Annotated in this window: 15 protein-coding genes, 4 pseudogenes and 1 riboswitch; of the genes and pseudogenes, 13 read left to right on the plus strand and 6 right to left on the minus strand. The window is 43.5% G+C overall.

What is annotated here, in order from left to right; genetic code table 11:
* Positions 1–22: 22 nt before the first annotated feature.
* A complete protein-coding gene (locus tag ACXQIQ_RS00520; protein ID WP_226546432.1) occupies positions 23–199 on the plus strand; it encodes a YqzE family protein in 177 nt (58 codons plus the stop codon).
* A 39-nt stretch (positions 200–238) separates the two neighbouring features.
* On the opposite strand, the gene ACXQIQ_RS00525 is transcribed toward ACXQIQ_RS00520, so the two are convergent.
* From ACXQIQ_RS00525 to ACXQIQ_RS00535, 3 genes are all read right to left on the minus strand, one after another.
* Positions 239–697 carry a YjdJ family protein gene (locus tag ACXQIQ_RS00525; RefSeq protein WP_439300678.1) on the minus strand — a complete coding sequence of 153 codons (459 nt, stop codon included), beginning with the start codon at positions 695–697 and terminating at the stop codon, positions 239–241.
* Positions 698–784: 87 nt separating this feature from the next.
* Entirely contained in the window at positions 785–1,582 is a 798-nt protein-coding gene (locus tag ACXQIQ_RS00530) for a YqhG family protein (protein ID WP_439300677.1), read from the minus strand.
* Entirely contained in the window at positions 1,560–3,239 is a 1,680-nt protein-coding gene (locus tag ACXQIQ_RS00535; protein WP_439300676.1) for a DEAD/DEAH box helicase, read from the minus strand. Before ACXQIQ_RS00535 ends, ACXQIQ_RS00530 begins: the two co-directional genes overlap by 23 nt.
* Before the next feature lie 254 nt (positions 3,240–3,493).
* Positions 3,494–3,583, plus strand: a riboswitch (glycine riboswitch).
* Between the two features lie 199 nt (positions 3,584–3,782).
* Between ACXQIQ_RS00535 and gcvT the strand changes: the two genes are divergently transcribed.
* From gcvT to gcvPB, 3 genes are read left to right on the plus strand one after another with little or no spacing between them, the layout of a single operon-like run.
* Entirely contained in the window at positions 3,783–4,877 is a 1,095-nt protein-coding gene (gcvT, locus tag ACXQIQ_RS00540; protein WP_439300675.1) for a glycine cleavage system aminomethyltransferase GcvT, read from the plus strand.
* A gap of 20 nt (positions 4,878–4,897) precedes the next feature.
* Positions 4,898–6,241, plus strand: coding sequence for an aminomethyl-transferring glycine dehydrogenase subunit GcvPA (gene gcvPA / locus ACXQIQ_RS00545; protein WP_439301969.1), 1,344 nt, complete (start codon positions 4,898–4,900; stop codon positions 6,239–6,241).
* Entirely contained in the window at positions 6,238–7,701 is a 1,464-nt protein-coding gene (gcvPB, locus tag ACXQIQ_RS00550) for an aminomethyl-transferring glycine dehydrogenase subunit GcvPB (protein ID WP_439300674.1), read from the plus strand. The genes gcvPA and gcvPB overlap by 4 nt, the downstream gene beginning before the upstream one ends.
* A 322-nt stretch (positions 7,702–8,023) precedes the next feature.
* Here the strand turns inward: gcvPB and ACXQIQ_RS00555 are convergent, their stop codons facing one another.
* Positions 8,024–8,356 (minus strand): rhodanese-like domain-containing protein, encoded by a 333-nt coding sequence (locus ACXQIQ_RS00555; RefSeq protein WP_439301968.1) that lies wholly within the window; start codon positions 8,354–8,356, stop codon positions 8,024–8,026.
* A gap of 232 nt (positions 8,357–8,588) precedes the next feature.
* On the opposite strand from ACXQIQ_RS00555, the gene ACXQIQ_RS00560 reads away from it, so the two are divergent.
* The 9 genes and pseudogenes from ACXQIQ_RS00560 to ACXQIQ_RS00600 all read left to right on the plus strand — a co-directional run bounded on the left by ACXQIQ_RS00560 (position 8,589) and on the right by ACXQIQ_RS00600 (position 16,825).
* Positions 8,589–9,422, plus strand: a complete 834-nt coding sequence (locus ACXQIQ_RS00560; protein WP_439300673.1) for a lipoate--protein ligase family protein — start codon at positions 8,589–8,591, stop codon at positions 9,420–9,422.
* Between the two features lie 367 nt (positions 9,423–9,789).
* Positions 9,790–10,611 (plus strand): annotated as a pseudogene (locus ACXQIQ_RS00565) (ribonucleotide reductase N-terminal alpha domain-containing protein); the annotation flags it as partial.
* Between the two features lie 360 nt (positions 10,612–10,971).
* Positions 10,972–11,565, plus strand: a pseudogene (locus ACXQIQ_RS00570) (vitamin B12-dependent ribonucleotide reductase); the annotation flags it as partial.
* 256 nt (positions 11,566–11,821) lie between these two features.
* Positions 11,822–12,337, plus strand: a pseudogene (locus ACXQIQ_RS00575) (vitamin B12-dependent ribonucleotide reductase); the annotation flags it as partial.
* A gap of 278 nt (positions 12,338–12,615) precedes the next feature.
* Positions 12,616–13,218, plus strand: a pseudogene (locus tag ACXQIQ_RS00580) (vitamin B12-dependent ribonucleotide reductase); the annotation flags it as partial.
* 88 nt (positions 13,219–13,306) lie between these two features.
* Positions 13,307–14,158: an HNH endonuclease gene (locus ACXQIQ_RS00585; RefSeq protein WP_439300672.1), complete on the plus strand. Its 852-nt coding sequence runs from the start codon at positions 13,307–13,309 to the stop codon at positions 14,156–14,158.
* A gap of 62 nt (positions 14,159–14,220) precedes the next feature.
* Entirely contained in the window at positions 14,221–15,255 is a 1,035-nt protein-coding gene (gene splB / locus ACXQIQ_RS00590; RefSeq protein ID WP_439300671.1) for a spore photoproduct lyase, read from the plus strand.
* Positions 15,256–15,355: 100 nt separating this feature from the next.
* Entirely contained in the window at positions 15,356–15,790 is a 435-nt protein-coding gene (gene mntR, locus ACXQIQ_RS00595) for a transcriptional regulator MntR (protein WP_439300670.1), read from the plus strand.
* Between the two features lie 93 nt (positions 15,791–15,883).
* Entirely contained in the window at positions 15,884–16,825 is a 942-nt protein-coding gene (locus tag ACXQIQ_RS00600; RefSeq protein WP_439300669.1) for a patatin-like phospholipase family protein, read from the plus strand.
* Here ACXQIQ_RS00600 and ACXQIQ_RS00605 read toward each other — a convergent pair.
* Positions 16,820–17,215: an SA1362 family protein gene (locus ACXQIQ_RS00605; protein ID WP_439300668.1), complete on the minus strand. Its 396-nt coding sequence runs from the start codon at positions 17,213–17,215 to the stop codon at positions 16,820–16,822. The genes ACXQIQ_RS00600 and ACXQIQ_RS00605 overlap by 6 nt on opposite strands.
* Before the next feature lie 19 nt (positions 17,216–17,234).
* Positions 17,235–18,194 (minus strand): DUF1385 domain-containing protein, encoded by a 960-nt coding sequence (locus ACXQIQ_RS00610; protein WP_439300667.1) that lies wholly within the window; start codon positions 18,192–18,194, stop codon positions 17,235–17,237.
* Between the last annotated feature and the right edge of the window lie 173 nt (positions 18,195–18,367).

Below are 18,367 nucleotides of genomic sequence, written 5' to 3' on the forward strand. Positions count from 1 at the left end.
ATGGTAAAAACGGGTGATCAGGATGTCGTTGAATGATCTCATCAAGTATCTTACTCAACAATTTGTAAAATACGTGGATCAGCCAAAAGAAGACCGGAAGAAAACGAAAGAAGGGCGAAAGGAAGAAAAAGCACCACTTTCTGTGAAGTGGTTCGGCCTCGTTCCGATGGCGATCTCCATGTTCATAAAGAAAAAGTAAAGGATGGGTCATCATCACGTGACCCATCCTTTATTTCTTTCAAATCATTGCATCTGTCTTTTTCCGAAGACGAAAGAACTGGTAGCATGCTGAACCGATGCACAAAATACCTGCAGTAATGAACAGTTTCGTGAATAATGCAGCCCCGATTGTCGGTGATTGGATCATGAAGCTCGAACTGATCAATAGCGATGCACCAAAGCAAGAAAAGAAGAGAATCCCTTTTCGTTGGTTGTTAAAAGATCTGTAAGCCACTAAAACGATTATGTATAGTAGACTTGTAGCCATCAAGAGCGGAAAAGTCGGTTCGAATTTCGCTGCGTAAAAGAAAAAGTCCAGCTGTGATATATCGCTTTCCTGAGTCACTTCACCACTGAAGGGTGTCGTGTACTTCCATTCCCATGGATCATTAAGCAAAGCGCTCCCCTCATACCATGCTACAGCAGTTGCAAATAAGAATAACATGATAGCAAACCCGATCTGGATGATGAAACCCATGCTTTCACACCTCTCTTTTTCCCTCATTTTACCACTAAATTCCTTTTAGAAAAGCAAAAAAAGTGCGAATCGTTCTCGCACTTTTCGTTATTGCATCATCGTATGGTTCGATAGATAGAACATACCACCGTTGATGATTTGTACAATCACTTTCGGTTCATACAACTCTTTTAACGCTTGCTTTTCAACATGATAGGATTCAGGCAACACTTCAACGTCTCGGTAGAAGTGATCAAGTAATTCATCATCCTCTTGCCAACGTTTACGGGCATCGATGGACCATTGAGGGTCATCCTCTCGGATCGTTTGTTCAACATAAGACTCGATCCTTTTGATTCCACTTACCGGCTTGATCATCGAGCTCATCGTATAGCAATAATCCGGAATTTTCGGTGTCAGTGGTTTAACCTGTAAAAGGGATTGGAACTCGCTGACCATCATACCGTTGATCAGATTCAATCCGATTGAATGCAAGAGATCTTTTTTCCGATCGCATTGGTAAGATACTTTGATGTTCAATCCGAGCCACGGTACTAGCGGAATATAGGATTGGTTATTCTGCATCACATTCTCATACAACCGGATATAAGATCCCAACTGTTTTGTTGATTGGAAGATTTGATGAAGCCTCGGAGAACCGAAGTGAATGAACTCTCCATCACCACTCCCATCCTCTGCTTGTTCTGTGCGCAACTTCAATTTCATCGGATTAGGTTCAGCACCGGTCATTTGTTGATAATGCCAATAGAAGGGTCTATTCATCAACAACTTATCCAATTCAATCGTCAACTGGACATGGAGCATGTTGTTATAACGTTCCAACAACTCGCAATCATTCGCGTTGAAGTATCGCTCAAGGAAATTATGAATGTCCTTCTGAAGCATATGAATCCCCCTCGTCCTCATTATACGTTAAGAGTGATGTCAGATTATCCATCTTGATCCGTACTTCCCCGTCTGTATCCGAATCATAGAAAATATCCCGGATATGTTGCTCGATGTTCTTCATACCGACACGTGAGAGGATCTCATCCAGGTCACCGATGACGTTTTCAAACAAGTTGATTTTCTCGTATAACAATCGTAGGATGTGTTCTTCAATCGTGTTTTCCGTTGCGAAATTATAAATATGCACATCATGTTCCTGACCGATCCGGTGGACACGGCCGATTCGTTGTTCAATACGCATCGGGTTCCATGGCAGGTCATAGTTGATGATATGTTGGCAAAATTGGAGGTTGATTCCTTCTCCACCTGCTTCGGTGGCAATCAAAACCTTCGCATGGTTTTTGAACAGATGCGTCATCCAGTCTTTTTTGTTCCGCTTGAAACCGCCTCGGAATGGAACGGAACTGATTCCGTGCTGCTTCAGGTACCACTGTAAATACAATTGGGTGGCCCGGTACTCGGTGAAAATGATGACCTTATCGTCAATCGACTGGATGATCTCCAGAGCCTTTTCAGCTTTCGAGTTCCGATCGACGTTCTCGATCTCCTGCATCAGGTTGATAGCTGAATTTCGGGCTTCATCACTGATGCCATCTTTTTCGGACATCGCTTTCAGCGTTAGGAAAACTGCTTCCCGGCTGCTGCAAACTTCACGCTGGAGAGTGATTGTAGAAAAGGCGTGCTGTTGTGCGAGTGTCGTATTTTTCCTTGTATTCGTAATGGATTCATACAACTGTCTTTCGGTAGGTGAGAGGGTGATCGGAATCGTCTTGACGATCCGTTTCGGCCACTTAAGACCGGTATCTTCTCGTCGATTCCGCACCATCACCTTGTTGATCAATTGCTTCAGCTTTTCTTCATTCTGGACATTGTATTTTCCAGAGCGATACGCTTCATCGAAATATTCTTCATTTCCAAGATGACCCGGCTTCAGAAGTGATACTAGGTTGAACACTTCTTCCACACGATTTTGAATCGGCGTTGCAGTCAGCAACAGACAGTACTTCTTTTTCAAGTGTTGGACGAATTCATAGTTTTTCGTTTTCTTGTTTTTCAATTTATGTGCTTCATCAATAATGATCAGATCGTAATCCTGATTCAGGACGATGTCACGGTGAGGACTACGCTTTGCTGTGTCAATTGAGGACACGACTACATCACACTGTTCCCATACATACGCTTTCTTTTGCGGGACCGCTGGAATGAGGAATTTCGTGTTCAATTCATGCGTCCATTGGATGACAAGTGAAGCCGGAACGAGAATGAGAATTTTCTTCGCAAGCCCGCGAATCATGTATTCTTTCATAATCAGGCCAGCCTCGATCGTCTTACCAAGACCGACTTCATCAGCAAGAATACCTTTTCCGTTCATGTCCTCGATGACTTTCCTCGCCACCTCCAATTGGTGGGGGAGGATCTGGACATGTGGAATATGCCTTGGAGCTTGTAATCCAAGGAACTCAGGTATGATCAAGCTTTTCTCTGCTTCAAGTGCAAGTTGATATAACTCCCAGTTCGCCCAGGGTCCATCCTCGTCCATCCGCTTGAGGAAGTCCGAAGCCCAGGATTGATCATGTTGGATTGAAAACGTCATACTAGAAAACCCTTTCCAGAGATGTATTCAGCGTTAATGACGAACATTAAATATATGAGATTATGAAACGTTCGTTAAATGTGTTAAATAGAACGCTTTCATAGAAAAGATAATTGTCATTTTACGTCGTTCGATGATAAGATAGAACTAGTTTCATACTTAGTATGAACAAGCGAACTTAGAAATATAATAGCTGCTATTGATTTAGTCTGAACAGCCGGTGAAAATCGGCTGCATGAACCATATAGAGGCGAGTGAGAACAAGGGGAGAGACTACTCTTTGAAGTAGCGCCGAAGGAGCAAGCATTAGCGAATCTCTCAGGCAAACGGACTCTTGTTTGACGCAGCTCTGGAGAGTGTTCCGATGATGGAGCCACCAAAGGGGACAATCGCAGTTTGCTAACACTGCGATAAACTTTCAGGTACAAGGACAGAGAAGACAGATCAGTCTTCTTTGTCTTTTTCTGTTTTACAAAGACTGAAAGACAAATCTGGCAGCTAGATAACGAAACTTTAAATAAAAATAGAAGAGGAGAGATGTTCATGTCTACCTTGCAGCGAACACCATTATTTGAGCTGTACAAAGAGTACGGTGCGAAGGTAATCGATTTTGGAGGCTGGGAACTGCCTGTCCAGTTTTCTAGCATTAAAGAAGAGCATGAAGCTGTACGTACGAAAGCAGGATTGTTCGACGTTTCTCACATGGGTGAGGTCAGCGTGAAGGGTCCGGGTGCACTAGACTTCCTTCAATATGTCATGACGAACGACGTTTCGAAATTGAAGGATGGCGGAGCTCAATACACAGCGATGTGCTATGAAGATGGTGGCACGGTTGACGACCTTCTCGTCTATAAGCGTGCAGACGAAGATTATCTGCTCGTCGTGAACGCAGCCAATACAGAAAAAGATTATGATTGGCTCGTGAAAAATAAAAAAGGCGATGTCGAAATCAAGAACATTTCCGATGACGTTGCCCAGCTTGCACTTCAAGGACCAGTAGCTGAGCAAGTCCTTCAAAAACTGACGGATTACAACCTCAGTGAAATCGGATTCTTCAAATTTGCGGAAGACGTTGACCTGGATGGCACGAATGCGCTTGTCTCCCGAACTGGATACACAGGGGAAGATGGTTTTGAAATCTATTGCGACAGCCAAGATGCCCCAACGCTATGGAAGAAGATTTTAGAGACTGGAAAAGAAGACGGAGTGCAACCGATCGGCCTAGGTGCTCGGGACACACTACGCTTTGAAGCTCGCCTTGCTCTTTACGGTCAAGAGCTTACAGCTGAGATCTCTCCACTGGAAGCAGGTATCGGATTTGCGGTCAAAGTGAAAAAGGAAGCCGATTTCATCGGAAAAGAAGCCTTGACGAAGCAGAAAGAAGAAGGCCTCAAGCGAAAGCTCGTCGGCATTGAGATGATCGAAAAAGGCATTCCACGTACACACTACGAAGTTTTCAAAAATGATGAAAAAATCGGAGAAGTGACGACTGGAACGCAATCTCCTACACTAGGTAAAAACCTTGGACTAGCCATCATCAACACGGAGTATGCGGAACTTGGCACAGAAGTCGAAGTACAGGTCCGTAAACGCCGACTAAAAGCAGAAGTGGTTAAAACGCCTTTCTATAAACGTTAAATAACGAGGGGGAATGAATGGTGAAATTCCGTTACTTACCAATGACAGAGCAAGACGAAAAGGACATGTTAGCCGAAATCGGCATCGATTCCATTGATGAGCTGTTTGCTGATATCCCTGAAAACGTACGATTCAAAGGGGATTTGAATATCTCAGAAGCAATTCCTGAGCCGGATCTGATGAAGAAGATGACGAAGCTCGCGAACAAAAACGTCAACACGAAGGAGTACGCATCATTTTTAGGTGCAGGAGTGTATGATCACTACATTCCATCCATCGTCAATCACGTCATTTCGCGTTCAGAATTCTATACAGCTTATACACCTTACCAGCCTGAGATTTCACAAGGAGAGCTTCAAGCGATCTTTGAATTCCAGACGATGATCTGTGAATTGACAGGCATGGAAGTAGCGAACTCCTCTATGTATGATGGACAAACGGCGTTGGCGGAAGCGTCTTTCTTAAGTGCAGCCCAAACGCGCAAGAAGAAAGTCATCGTCTCCAAGAGCGTCCATCCAGAAGCATTGAGCGTGCTTCATACGTATGCAAAAGGTCCGAACCTTGAAGTCGTAGAAGTGGAAGCATCCAACGGTACGACGGATTTAGAAGCGTTGAAGGCAGAGGTAGATGGAGATACAGCTTGTGTGATCGTCCAATACCCGAACTTTTTCGGACAAATTGAACCGTTGAAAGAGATTGAAGAAATCGTCCACTCTGAAAAAGCGATGTTCGTCGTCTCCAGCAACCCGTTGTCACTTGGTGCACTTACGCCACCAGGCAAGTTCGGTGCTGACATCGTCATCGGCGACGCACAACCATTCGGAATCCCGGCTGCCTTCGGTGGACCGCACTGTGGTTATTTTGCAACGACGAAGAAATTGATGCGTAAAGTACCGGGGCGTCTTGTCGGTCAAACGACTGACGAAGAAGGACAACGCGGATTCGTTCTGACTTTGCAAGCGCGTGAACAGCATATCCGTCGTGATAAGGCGACATCCAACATCTGTTCCAACCAGGCATTGAACGCATTGGCTGCATCTGTTGCCATGACCGCTCTTGGTAAAAAAGGCATCAAAGAAATCGCGGTGCAGAACTTGCAAAAAGCACACTACGCGAAGAAGCAGTTAGAAGCAGCGGGATTGGACGTTCATTTTAACGGGAAGTTTTTCAACGAGCTGGTTGTGAAGGTTTCGAGGCCAGTGAAAGACGTCAATAAAGCCCTGCTTGAAAAAGGATTCATTGGCGGTTACGACCTCGGTCAATACTACCCGGATCTCGACCAGCACATGCTGATCGCGGTAACGGAACAACGCACGAAAGAAGAAATCGATACATTCGTTAAAGAATTGGGGGGAGTCCAATGAGTCACGAAAAAGACCAAGCGCTCATTTTTGAATTGTCAAAACCAGGACGTGCAGGATACAGCCTGTCCGAATTAGATGTCCCGGAAACTCCCATTGAAGAAATGCTCGATGCTGACTATATCCGTGAGGAAGAGCCGGAGCTACCAGAAGTTTCCGAGCTTCAAATCATGCGACACTACACAGCATTATCGAAGCGTAACCACGGAGTAGATTCCGGATTCTACCCATTAGGTTCTTGTACGATGAAATATAATCCGAAAATCAATGAGGATGTCGCACGGATCCCAGGATTCGCACACATCCATCCCTATCAGGACGAAGATACGGTCCAAGGTGCAATGGAAATGATGTACGATCTTCAAACGTCACTAGAAGAGATCACCGGTATGGACGAAGTGACGCTACAGCCTGCAGCAGGTGCTCATGGTGAGTGGACTGGTCTCATGATGATCCGTGCCTTCCATGAGAAAAACGGAGACCACAACCGTACGAAAGTCATCGTTCCTGACTCTGCACACGGAACGAACCCGGCTTCTGCAGTCGTGGCTGGATTTGAGTCTGTAACGGTAAAATCAGATGAAAATGGCCTAGTAGACTTGGAAGACTTGAAGCGTGTCGTTGGTGAAGATACGGCAGCGTTGATGTTGACCAACCCGAATACGCTCGGTCTTTTCGAAGAGCATATCCTTGATATGGCACGAATCGTGCACGAAGCTGGCGGAAAGCTTTACTATGACGGAGCGAACATGAACGCAATCATGGGGCGTACCCGTCCAGGAGACATGGGCTTTGACGTCGTTCACTTGAACTTGCATAAGACGTTCACAGGTCCTCACGGAGGCGGCGGTCCAGGATCAGGTCCAGTCGGTGTGAAAAAGGACTTGATGCCATTCTTGCCGAAGCCGATTTTGAAGAAGACGGAAGAAGGGTATGTGTTCGATTACAACTTGCCGGATTCTATCGGCCGTGTGAAGCCATTTTACGGTAACTTCGGAATCAACGTCCGTGCTTATACGTATATCATGACGATGGGCCGTCACGGTCTGAAAAAGGTCAGTGATTACGCGGTATTGAATGCGAACTATATGATGCGCAAGCTCGCGCCACACTTTGACCTTCCATTCTCTCAACATTGTAAGCACGAATTCGTCCTTTCCGGGAAGCGTCAGAAGAAGCTTGGTGTCCGTACGTTGGACATGGCGAAACGCCTGCTAGACTTCGGTTACCACCCGCCGACCATCTACTTCCCTCTAAACGTTGAGGAAGGATTGATGATCGAGCCGACGGAAACGGAATCAAAAGAAACGTTGGATGAGTTCATCGAGGCAATGATTCAGATCGCGAAAGAAGCGGAAGAATCCCCTGAAGTGGTACAGCAAGCACCACATACTACAGTCATCAAGCGAATGGACGAAACGACAGCAGCACGTAAACCGATCCTTCGCTACGAAAAACAATAAAGATGAAGATGAAAGGACGGATCCCGGGTTTAGTTTGGGGGTCCGTCCTTCTTTTTCGTTGTATTCAGGGCTGGTTCTGTCCTTCAAAACTCAGGAAACCAGAAATGAGGGACAGCAAAGGGTTCTTTCTATCCCTCATTTACTGAAAAAACGAAAATGGAGGATAGAAAGTGTCGCTTTCTATCCTCCAAATGACAAACAGACAAAAATGGAGGACAGCAAGAGGCTCTTTCTATCCCCCAAATTGCGATAAAACGAAAATGAAGGACAGAAAGCTGTCCAAATAAAAAGAGTGAGATCATTTCGATCTCACTCTATCAGCTTATTTTGCTTTTTTTACTTTACCGTTCCATTTTTTGAATCCGCCTTTGAGGTTGTAAAGGTCTTTAATGCCTTTTTTCCTTAAGACTGCCGCTGCCCTAACTGTACGCATTCCGCTTTCGCAGTATAGGTATACCGGTTGATCTTGACGGATTTCTTTATGACGCATACGGAGCTGAGATAGTGGGATGTTACGCGCTCCTAATATATGTCCGTTATCGTACTCTTTTGCTTCGCGGACATCAATGAGTTGCGCCTTTCGATAACCGCTACGGAATTCTTCTTCAGTCAAAGTCTTCAATTGTCTACGTTGATAAAGGCCAGCAATGATCATATATAGTAGCAGCCCTACTGGCAATACCCATAAAATCCAATCCATGCTATTTCCCCCTAGTTTCTTTCTATAGAATTCATAAAAATATACCATGTCCATTATATACAGGATTGACCGTATTCGCAAAACAAAGTTACGCCAAAAGAGCATTCATTGTACCCTTGTTCATAAATCTGTTAAACTATGAACGGTACATACAGACGATTGTTATAGAAAGAGGCGTTATGTTCGAATGAAAGAGCAATGGTATTTTATCGATTCTGGTGCATGTTCACCAGCTTATAATATGGCGTTGGATGAAGCGCTCTTAGAATGGCACAGTAAAGGCGAAATCAAGCCAGTCGTCCGATTTTATGAATGGAACCCTGCGACGCTGTCCGTCGGTTATTTTCAAAAGGTAGATAAAGAAATCAATATGGATGCAGTCAAGGAACACGGATATGGATTTGTCCGTCGACCGACCGGTGGAAGGGCAGTTTTACATGATCAGGAACTGACTTACAGTGTGATCGTGACAGAGGAACATCCGAAGATGCCGCAGTCCGTGACTGAAGCATACCGAGTCATTTCAGAAGGGATTCTCGAAGGATTCCGGAACCTTGGATTGGATGCCTATTTTGCGGTTCCACGAACTGAGGAGGAAAAGGCCGGCTTGAAAAATCCGCGTTCAGCAGTCTGTTTCGATGCTCCTTCCTGGTATGAGCTCGTTGTTGAGGGACGGAAGGTTGCCGGAAGTGCGCAAACGAGACAAAAGGGCGTCATTCTCCAGCACGGATCCATCTTACTAGATATAGATGAAGACAAACTGTTTGATTGTTTCAAATTTGCAAATGAGCGTGTTCGCGAGCTGATGCAAAAAGCGTTCAGCAAAAAAGCGGTTGCCATCAACGACCTCCGCCAAGAGAAAGTAACTATTGAAGAATCAAAAAAAGCATTCAAACAAGGATTTGCAGATGGGCTTGATGTGGAACTCGTCCCACTTGAACTGAACGATGAACAAAAACGATATATAGATGAGATCATTGAACGACGTTATGCAAATGACGAATGGACTTATCGACGATAATGTGGAAAAACTGCAGCTGAAACGAGCTGCAGTTTTATTTTTTTTCAGGCACAAAAGAAGGATATGAGTAAAACTTATGGCACATCTATAGCTCAAAAATCCTAAAAACCTGCAAACAGATAAATTTGTTATTCCAGATGAAATAGGGAGGGATTTGGACATTTTTCTCCACCATTCTACACATTTTACACCTTTCTGATTTTGACAAGATTATTCTTATTCGTTCTAAATTACACAATATATTGTACTATTTAAATATAATGTACACTATATATTGATATCGGGAGGTTGGATATGCTATTATTTGGGTACACATAAAGCATTAATGAAAAAACATAAAAACACTAAATAATGAGGAGGATCCTGGATGGCGATTGTAACAGGGGAGCAACGACATCATATCAACATTGACCGGTTGAATGAGGACATTGCTAAATTCGAACAGGTGCATCCGATCACATCGGACATGCACACTACACACAAAGGTGTATCTCGATTGGTCATGTTGGACCGGTATTCGTTCAAGGATACCGAGAAAAGGACGTTGAAGGTCGGGGATTTCGTCGTATTGACTGTAAAGGACGACCCGAAATTCCCAGCAAGAGGTGTCGGGTTCATCGTTTCATTGGACCGAGAACAAAAAATGGCGGAAGTGAAGGTAGAAGACGATTATCGAGGCGTATTAGACAAGCCTGAGGAGATCGAAACTGGAATTGTAAAAAGATCACTGGATACGATTGATAAGCCGCTTGAAATCTACTATGAGCAAATCGCAAAGCGAAATGCGACAGGTCTTTCAGCCGTTGAAGAAACCAAAGAAAAGAGACAAGAGTCATTCGAGAAGTTTTATCACGAGCTGGTGAACTTGAACTTCGTACCAGCTGGACGAGTTCTATACGGAGCAGGTGCTGCGACAGAAGTCACATACTTCAACTGTTACGTGATGCCGTTTGTAGCAGACTCGAGAGAAGGAATTTCGGATCACCGTAAACAAGTGATGGAGATCATGAGCCGTGGTGGCGGAGTCGGAACGAACGGTTCGACGCTCCGACCGAGAAACACACTGGCAAAAGGCGTGAATGGAAAATCATCCGGATCCGTTTCATGGCTGGATGATATTGCGAAGTTGACTCACCTTGTAGAACAAGGCGGGTCGCGCAGAGGTGCGCAGATGATTATGTTAGCGGATTAAATTTTCTAGTCCGCGTCATTCAGACAATGAATGACTAGAAAATTGGGTGAATTGCTGAAAAATCCTTAGAGACGATCAAGCTACAACGTGACTGGGAACGGTGAGCGTGAATGCTAAAAATTGATCGGATTGGGTAATCAGCAGCCAAGCACCTATGAAGGTGAAGGTTCAACGACTATCGAAACCTAAGCGCAGTCTTAGGAAGTAGAGTAGGAGATCATTCGATCTTCGAAGCGCCCAACCCCTAACAGGTAGAGCTGAGGGTGATGATATAGTCTAGACCGTCTGCGAAAGCAGAGTTAAAGTATCCTGAAAAGGACGGTATAAGCGTGGCATCCTGACATTATCGAATTCATTATTTCTAAAATGCAAAACCCAAGAATTTTACGATACTTGGTTGAGAATACAAAGGACGAGCGAATCAAGCAACTTGCCCTTGATAAATTGAAATTTACACCACTGACAGAGACGGAACAGTTGATGTACCAAGGGATCGTGAATTACAAGAGCATCCCTGGTCAAGGTGGTTTTACTGATAAAGCCATTAAAGAAGCAGAAGAAAAGCTTCGCACAGGTGGAACATACAGCGTTCATAATTCAGAGTTCCTAACTGGAGCGAACATCTCGGTATGTGTGACAAAAGAGTTTATGGAAGCTGTAGAAAACGACGCAGAATATGAATTGCGTTTCCCGGATGTGGAGAATTACACATTTGAAGAAATGCTCGAATACAACAATAAGTGGCACGAATACGGAGATGTTCGTGAATGGGAAGCACTAGGATACGGTATCCGCGTTTACAAGCGAATCAAAGCGCGTGAACTATGGAACCTCATTAATATCTGTGCAACCTATTCAGCAGAACCAGGTATTTTCTTTATCGACAATGCAAACGAAATGACAAATGCGAAGGCATATGGACAGAAGGTCGTTGCGACGAACCCGTGTGGTAGAGTAGCTTAATTTGCCTCACGTAAAAAATTGCGGAATTAAGCGGGAACCCTGAGATGGGAATCCGAACCGAAGGCTAATTTTAAAAAGATTAGCCAGGGGCAGAGCATAGATCGTGAAACTGCTTGTAGCAGAATATAACCGATCCACGAGGCCGCAACATTAATGTTTATCATTAATGAAAAGATATGCCGAGCTGCACCGAACGATCAAGGTGTAGAACTTTCGGATAAAAAGCCGAAAGGATAACAAACTGGAACAACCTCTCGCACCATATTCCGTCTGTAACTTGGCGGCTGTCAATTTAGCAAATGTCGCTGATAAAGAGACGAAGAAGGTCGATTTTGAGAAACTGAGACAAACGGTTCGTACGGGTGTCCGTATGCAGGATAACGTTATTGATGCAACTCCTTATTTCTTGGAGAATAACCGGGAACAAGCTCTTGGTGAGCGCCGTGTTGGGCTTGGAGTGATGGGCTTACATGATTTGCTCATCTACTGTGAGACGAAATACGGATCTGAGGAAGGGAACAAGCTCGTCGATGAGATTTTTGAAACGATGGCAACGACTGCTTATCGTGAGTCAATCGAATTGGCGAAAGAAAAAGGTAGCTTCCCATTCTTAGTTGGCAAAACAGATGAAGAAACAAGAGAATTACGAGAAGCTTTCATCAGTACAGGCTATATGAAGAAAATGCCTGATGACATCCGACAAGGTGTCCTCGAGCATGGTATTCGTAACTCGCACCTGTTGACTGTAGCTCCTACGGGTAAATAAATTGCCCCCTCTACTTGTAAAAGTATAGGTAAACTTGGCTATATGCGGGAAACTCTGAGTATCCTTTTGTACCCGTGCTTTGCCAGCACATATTATTGGGTAAAAATTAAAAGGTGCAGACAATCCGCAGGGAAGTCGTGGCTGACCCCTCAACGACTACATGCCGAGCACCAGTTTTAAACTGGTTGATGATATAGTCTGACCCATTTGGCGACAAATGGAGAGGGTACTGATAATCCCTCCACCTGCAAAAGCAGGGAGTAACAAAAGTGAGTACAGGAACTATGGTCGGTGTAAGTACAGGACTTGAACCTTACTTCTCATTCTCATACTTCCGTAGCGGACGTTTAGGTAAGTTCATCGAAGTGAAGGCAGATATCGTGAACGAATACTTGTCGCGCAATGAGAATGCAGATGGAGATAACTTACCTGAGTGGTTCGTATCAGCTATGGAACTCAAACCTGAAGCTCATGCGGATACGCAATGTGTGATTCAGAACTGGATCGACAGTTCAATAAGTAAGACTGTTAATGCACCGAAAGGCTATACAGTTGAGCAGGTTCAAGCGGTTTATGAGCGACTATATAACGGTGGAGCAAAAGGTGGAACAGTCTATGTAGACGGAAGCCGTGACTCCCAAGTTTTAACGCTAAAAGCTGAGGAAAACACTTTCGATGAAGAAGAAACACTAACTGAACAAGAACCAAAGAAAGTCGTGCTCGTTGACACGATTGCAGCCCTTCGTTCTACTGACGTAACGATCGGTAACGAAGTAGGAAACACTTGTCCAGTCTGCCGAAAAGGTAAAGTAAAAGAAATCGGTGGATGTAACACATGTACAAACTGTAATGCGCAGTTGAAGTGCGGAATCTAATTACTACATGAGACTATGCCGAATGCATAGTCTCATTTTTTAACAACTAAAAAGAACATACGTTCTTTTCGTGGAGGTGTTGTAAACTGTGGAAAAGAATTGTTTAGAATGCAATAAGATATTGAGTGTAAAACCTAGTCAATTTAATAGGAAAAAATATTGCTCTAGGGAGTGTCAACATAGTTATCAAAAGAAAAATCCATTGGAACATTGGAAAAGACTCACAAAGAAAGTGAAAATCAAATGTAGTTATTGTAAAAAAGAAATCTATGTAAAACGCTGTATAGTTTCTAAAAGAAATTTTTGTGACAAAGAATGTATGTACAACTACAGGAGAAAGAATAAACAGAATCAACATCTAAGGGAAAGAGTTATGATTAACTGTGAGATATGTAATACACCATTTGAGGTGGTTGTCTCGAGAAAAACAACTGCAAAATATTGTTCAAGAAAGTGCTTAGGTAAAGCTAATGGTAAAAGAGGAAAAGTTGAATATAAGAAGAGAGTTATAGTTAAATGTACTGGTTGTAACAAGGATTTTGACAAAAAACCATCTGTAGTTAAAAATTTCAACTTTTGTTCTGTTAATTGTATGTCAGATTATTATTCCAATTCAGGCTTATTCTCCGGTGTTAATAGTGGAACATGGCAAGGTGGGGATATTGATTATTATGGGCCAAATTGGAGAAAACAGAGAAGGATAGCTAGGAAACGTGACAATTTCACCTGTCAGGATTGTGGAATAACTGAGTTGGAATACGGTAAGGAACTTTCTGTTCATCATATTATTCCTTTTCGTAACTTTGAAGGGGACTGGAAAAAGGCAAATGAACTTTCAAATCTGATTAGCTTGTGTGAATTCCCGTGTCATAGAAAACGACATAGTGGTGCTTATAATGTTAAAGAGCAATTTGATTTCTATGTTTTATCTAGAAGATAGCAATTGTCTAAATTTACCTAAAAGATATTTAAACACCTCGCTCATACTAAACACGAGGTGAAATGCTTATGAAACCATTCGTGCCGCAATTGGTCTATGTCGAACCAAAAGCGTTAGAAAAATATCCTCTTGCACAGGAATTGAAACAAAAATTTGAAGATATGGGATTAGAAATCAGAGAAACGACATCTCACAACCAGGTCCGGGACTTACCCGGAAACAACGAGCTTCAGAAGTATCGGAATGCGAAATCCACACTCGTGATCGGTATCAGGAAAACGCTCAAATTCGATACATCCAAGCCATCCGCCGAATATGCGATTCCACTCGCAACAGGTTGTATGGGGCACTGTCACTATTGTTATCTCCAAACAACGCTCGGCAGCAAACCTTACATCCGGACGTACGTCAACCTAGACGAAATCTTCGGCCAAGCCCAAAAATATATGGACGAAAGAGCGCCTGAAATCACGAGGTTCGAAGCTTCGTGTACATCGGACATCGTCGGAATCGACCATCTGACACACTCTCTGAAACGAACGATCGAATTCATCGGTCAAACGGAGCTCGGACGTCTACGATTCACAACGAAATATCATCACGTTGATCATCTGCTGGATGCGAAGCACAATGGAAATACACGTTTCCGATTCAGTGTGAACAGCAAATGGGTCATCAAAAACCTGGAGATGGCGACCTCCTCACTAGAACAACGCTTAGGTGCTGCCAAAAAAGTTGTGGAAGCAGGCTATCCTTTAGGTTTTGTCGTTGCGCCATTATACTTACACGATGATTGGAAAGAAGGATACAAGGAACTTTTTGATATCATCAATGAAATGATTCCGACCGACTATTTCAAGAACATCACTTTCGAATTGATTCAACATCGTTTCACGAAACCAGCGAAAAAAGTCATCGAAAAACGTTACCCGAAAAGTAAGTTGCAGATGGATGAAGAGAATCGAAAATATAAGTGGGGTCGTTACGGAATCGGGAAGTATGTGTACCAGAAGGATGAAGCACAGGAACTCCGCGAAACGATAGAGGGATACATTCACAGTTACTTCCCGGAGGCATCGATCGAGTACTTTACATGACTTTATCTGCTCTTGTCACGTAAAGTTTATTATTGTATCCTTTTAATATGTTTTGATTTTCAAAACAGGTACAGGATCTGCGGTATTGGAGGGGAAGAACATGCCAACTCCAAGTATGGAGGATTATATTGAACGTATTTACCAGCTCATAAGCGAAAAAGGATACGCAAGAGTTTCAGATATTGCAGAAGCACTGGAAGTTCATCCGTCATCGGTTACGAAAATGGTACAGAAATTAGACAAAGGGAAGTATGTGGTCTACGAAAAATATCGTGGATTTGTACTGACTCCGAATGGGAAAAAACTCGGGAAGCGTCTCGTTTATCGACATGAACTATTGGAAGAGTTCTTGAAGGTCATCGGTGTAGATAGTGAAAACATCTACGATGATGTTGAAGGGATCGAACATCACCTTAGCTGGAATGCGATTGATCGGATCGGAGACCTCGTCCAATATTTTGACGAAGACACGAAACGAATCGATGGTTTGAGAGAAGTACAACGTAAAAATGAAGAAGAACAAGAGCAATCATGACATTCGTTATGGTTGTTTTTTTATTGCGTGGATTTGTCTGATTCTGAATCCACACCTCTCTTCGTAAATATATAAAAGGAGAGGGGTGAGACGATGGATGTAGATGGCGTGTTTTCGGGCGGTGGAGTTAGAGCGATCGCTTTCATTGGTGCGTTGAAGGTCGCAGAAGAAAAGAACATCCACTTCAAAAGAACAGCTGGGACGAGTGCTGGAGCGATCATTGCCGCCTTTGTTGCCGCTGGTTATACATCGGATGAAATCAAGTCGTTGCTGCATGAGATTGACCTTCGTGAATTCCTCGACCCAAGAGCGATCTCAGTGGCTTTTCCTTTTATGAAATGGCTGACACTCTATTGGAAGTTAGGATTATATAAAGGCAAGAAATTGGAACAATGGATGGAGGAAAAGTTAGCGGATAAAGGGATCAAAACGTTTGCAGACCTTGAAGAAGGCTCTCTTCGGATCATTGCATCGGACATTACGAATGGTCGGTTGATTGTCTTGCCGGATGATCTGGAGCGATACGGGATACTTCCTGAAAAGTTCAAAATCGCAAAAGCCGTTCGGATGAGCGCGAGCATTCCGTATTTCTTCGATCCGATCAAATTGTATGACGCGACAGGAAAGAAAAATGTGTTCGTGGATGGTGGAGTGCTGAGCAACTTTCCGATTTGGCTGTTTCAGGACGACAAGAAGCCACAGCAACGTCCCGTGATCGGTTTCCAGCTGCAGCCCTCCCAGTTCGAGGAGAAGCCGAACAATATCACCAACGCGATCACCCTTTTTCACGGATTGTTCGATACGATGATGGACGCCCATGATGCGAGGCACATATCTGAAGCGCATAGTGCAGACATCGTGTTCATACCTGTGCAGCAAATTTCAATGATCAATTTTTCTCTCTCGAACGATGTGATCGACCAACTGACGGACTACGGAAAGGAAAGCACGGAGAAGTTTTTACGGACTTGGCGTCATTATCCTACTAACAAAAAAACCACAAAAATCACACTAAAAAAATCGAGCACCTTATAGAGCTCGATTTTTCTTCTTTCCTTTTTTGCCTTCAATGACTTTGAAGTTGTGGTCGTTCCTTCTTTTCTTCGCTTTTGCTTTTGTATAGGAGGGTTTTGCCTTTTGCTTTGGGCTCGGTTTGACTTTTCTGGAAAGAACATTACCAGCATTGTTGTTCTGATATTTCTTAGCAGAGTAGCGAGCCGCTTGCTTGTATTGACCATTATCTGGCCCCATTCTTTTTGCCATGAAACGTTTATACAAGAAGTAGAATAGTCCAGCGACTGCTGCAATGATCAGTACCATTTTAAGAAGGCCCATAGGATCCGTAATCACTTTCATCACAAAACCGAATGCAGCTAGACCGATTAACAACATGATGATCCAGTTGGATACACGTGAAAACAACAAGACTCACCTCCTTTAAGGATTAAACCACTTTCGCGCTTGTTTTTGCCGCTTCTTTTTCATACTCCCCATCTCTGCGAAGCATTTCATTGAAAGAGGCGATGGCAACTTCGACTTGGTCGTCTTTCGGTTCTTTCGTAGTTAGAAGTTGCAGCCATAAGCCAGGATATCCAAGATAACGTAATACAGGGATGTTTCTTAATTTATTTGTAGCCTGTAAGACTTCGTATGAAACCCCGAGTACGAGAGGAATCAATGCCAAGCGTGAAACGAGACGAAGCCATAAGGGCTCGGATGGTACAAGCAAGTAAATGAATACACCGATAATCACTGTGAAAAGTATGAAACTACTTCCGCAACGGTAATGGAGCCTTGATTGGGCCTGCACATTTTCAACCGTCAACGGCAACTTGTTTTCATAAGCATTGATGACTTTATGCTCAGCGCCGTGATACTGGAATACGCGTTTGATCAACGGTGTCATCGATATGAAATAAAGATATGATAGCAATAAGACTAGTTTTAAGAAGCCTTCGATCATATTCTGTCCAACATGTCCTGAAAATATAGGGATTGGACGGAATGCTTCTGCTGCCAGAGCAGGCAATAAGGTAAAGAGAAACTTTCCGAATAAGAATGATAAAACGCCAATCGCAGCGGTTCCTAATATCAATGAAAGCTTAGAAGGCTTATTTTCCTCTAACATTTTTTCATCATCTTCAGGAGCGACGTCATATCTCTCTGTGGAGAAGTTCAAGTGTTTTACACCGTTTCCGCTTGCCTCGATAATAGCGACGAAACCTCGGATCAACGGGATTTTTTTGAGGAATCCAAGGATTGGACGATGTTTCTTCTTCACTTCGAAGTAGTCTAATGTATCGTCTTTCCTACGGATTGCTGTTACGTATGTGTGTTTCCCAGCGAACATGACACCTTCCATGACAGCCTGGCCGCCATACGCTGGAGTTTTCTGCTTAGACATTCATCCACCAACCTATCTATACGTTTCCAATCTACCCTTATTCTATCATGATAGTATAGCTGGTCGCTATATGTGTGGACTTCTTGTCAATTAAATTTACGATTTGGGCTTGCATTATATTTTCCCTAATTCCGGTCATTTAACACGTCGTACTGGCAATTATTTGTCGATTT

Source organism: Pseudalkalibacillus sp. Hm43, assembly GCF_054170705.1.

Bases quoted from the DNA above. Each gene is read 5' to 3' on its own strand.
- ACXQIQ_RS00520 (WP_226546432.1), top strand. From the start codon at position 23: ATGTCGTTGAATGATCTCATCAAGTATCTTACTCAACAATTTGTAAAA.
- ACXQIQ_RS00525 (WP_439300678.1), bottom strand. From the start codon at position 697: ATGGGTTTCATCATCCAGATCGGGTTTGCTATCATGTTATTCTTATTT.
- ACXQIQ_RS00530 (WP_439300677.1), bottom strand. From the start codon at position 1,582: ATGCTTCAGAAGGACATTCATAATTTCCTTGAGCGATACTTCAACGCG.
- ACXQIQ_RS00535 (WP_439300676.1), bottom strand. From the start codon at position 3,239: ATGACGTTTTCAATCCAACATGATCAATCCTGGGCTTCGGACTTCCTC.
- gcvT (WP_439300675.1), top strand. From the start codon at position 3,783: ATGTCTACCTTGCAGCGAACACCATTATTTGAGCTGTACAAAGAGTAC.
- gcvPB (WP_439300674.1), top strand. From the start codon at position 6,238: ATGAGTCACGAAAAAGACCAAGCGCTCATTTTTGAATTGTCAAAACCA.
- ACXQIQ_RS00555 (WP_439301968.1), bottom strand. From the start codon at position 8,356: ATGATCATTGCTGGCCTTTATCAACGTAGACAATTGAAGACTTTGACT.
- ACXQIQ_RS00560 (WP_439300673.1), top strand. From the start codon at position 8,589: ATGAAAGAGCAATGGTATTTTATCGATTCTGGTGCATGTTCACCAGCT.
- splB (WP_439300671.1), top strand. From the start codon at position 14,221: ATGCTTATGAAACCATTCGTGCCGCAATTGGTCTATGTCGAACCAAAA.
- mntR (WP_439300670.1), top strand. From the start codon at position 15,356: ATGCCAACTCCAAGTATGGAGGATTATATTGAACGTATTTACCAGCTC.
- ACXQIQ_RS00600 (WP_439300669.1), top strand. From the start codon at position 15,884: ATGGATGTAGATGGCGTGTTTTCGGGCGGTGGAGTTAGAGCGATCGCT.
- ACXQIQ_RS00610 (WP_439300667.1), bottom strand. From the start codon at position 18,194: ATGTCTAAGCAGAAAACTCCAGCGTATGGCGGCCAGGCTGTCATGGAA.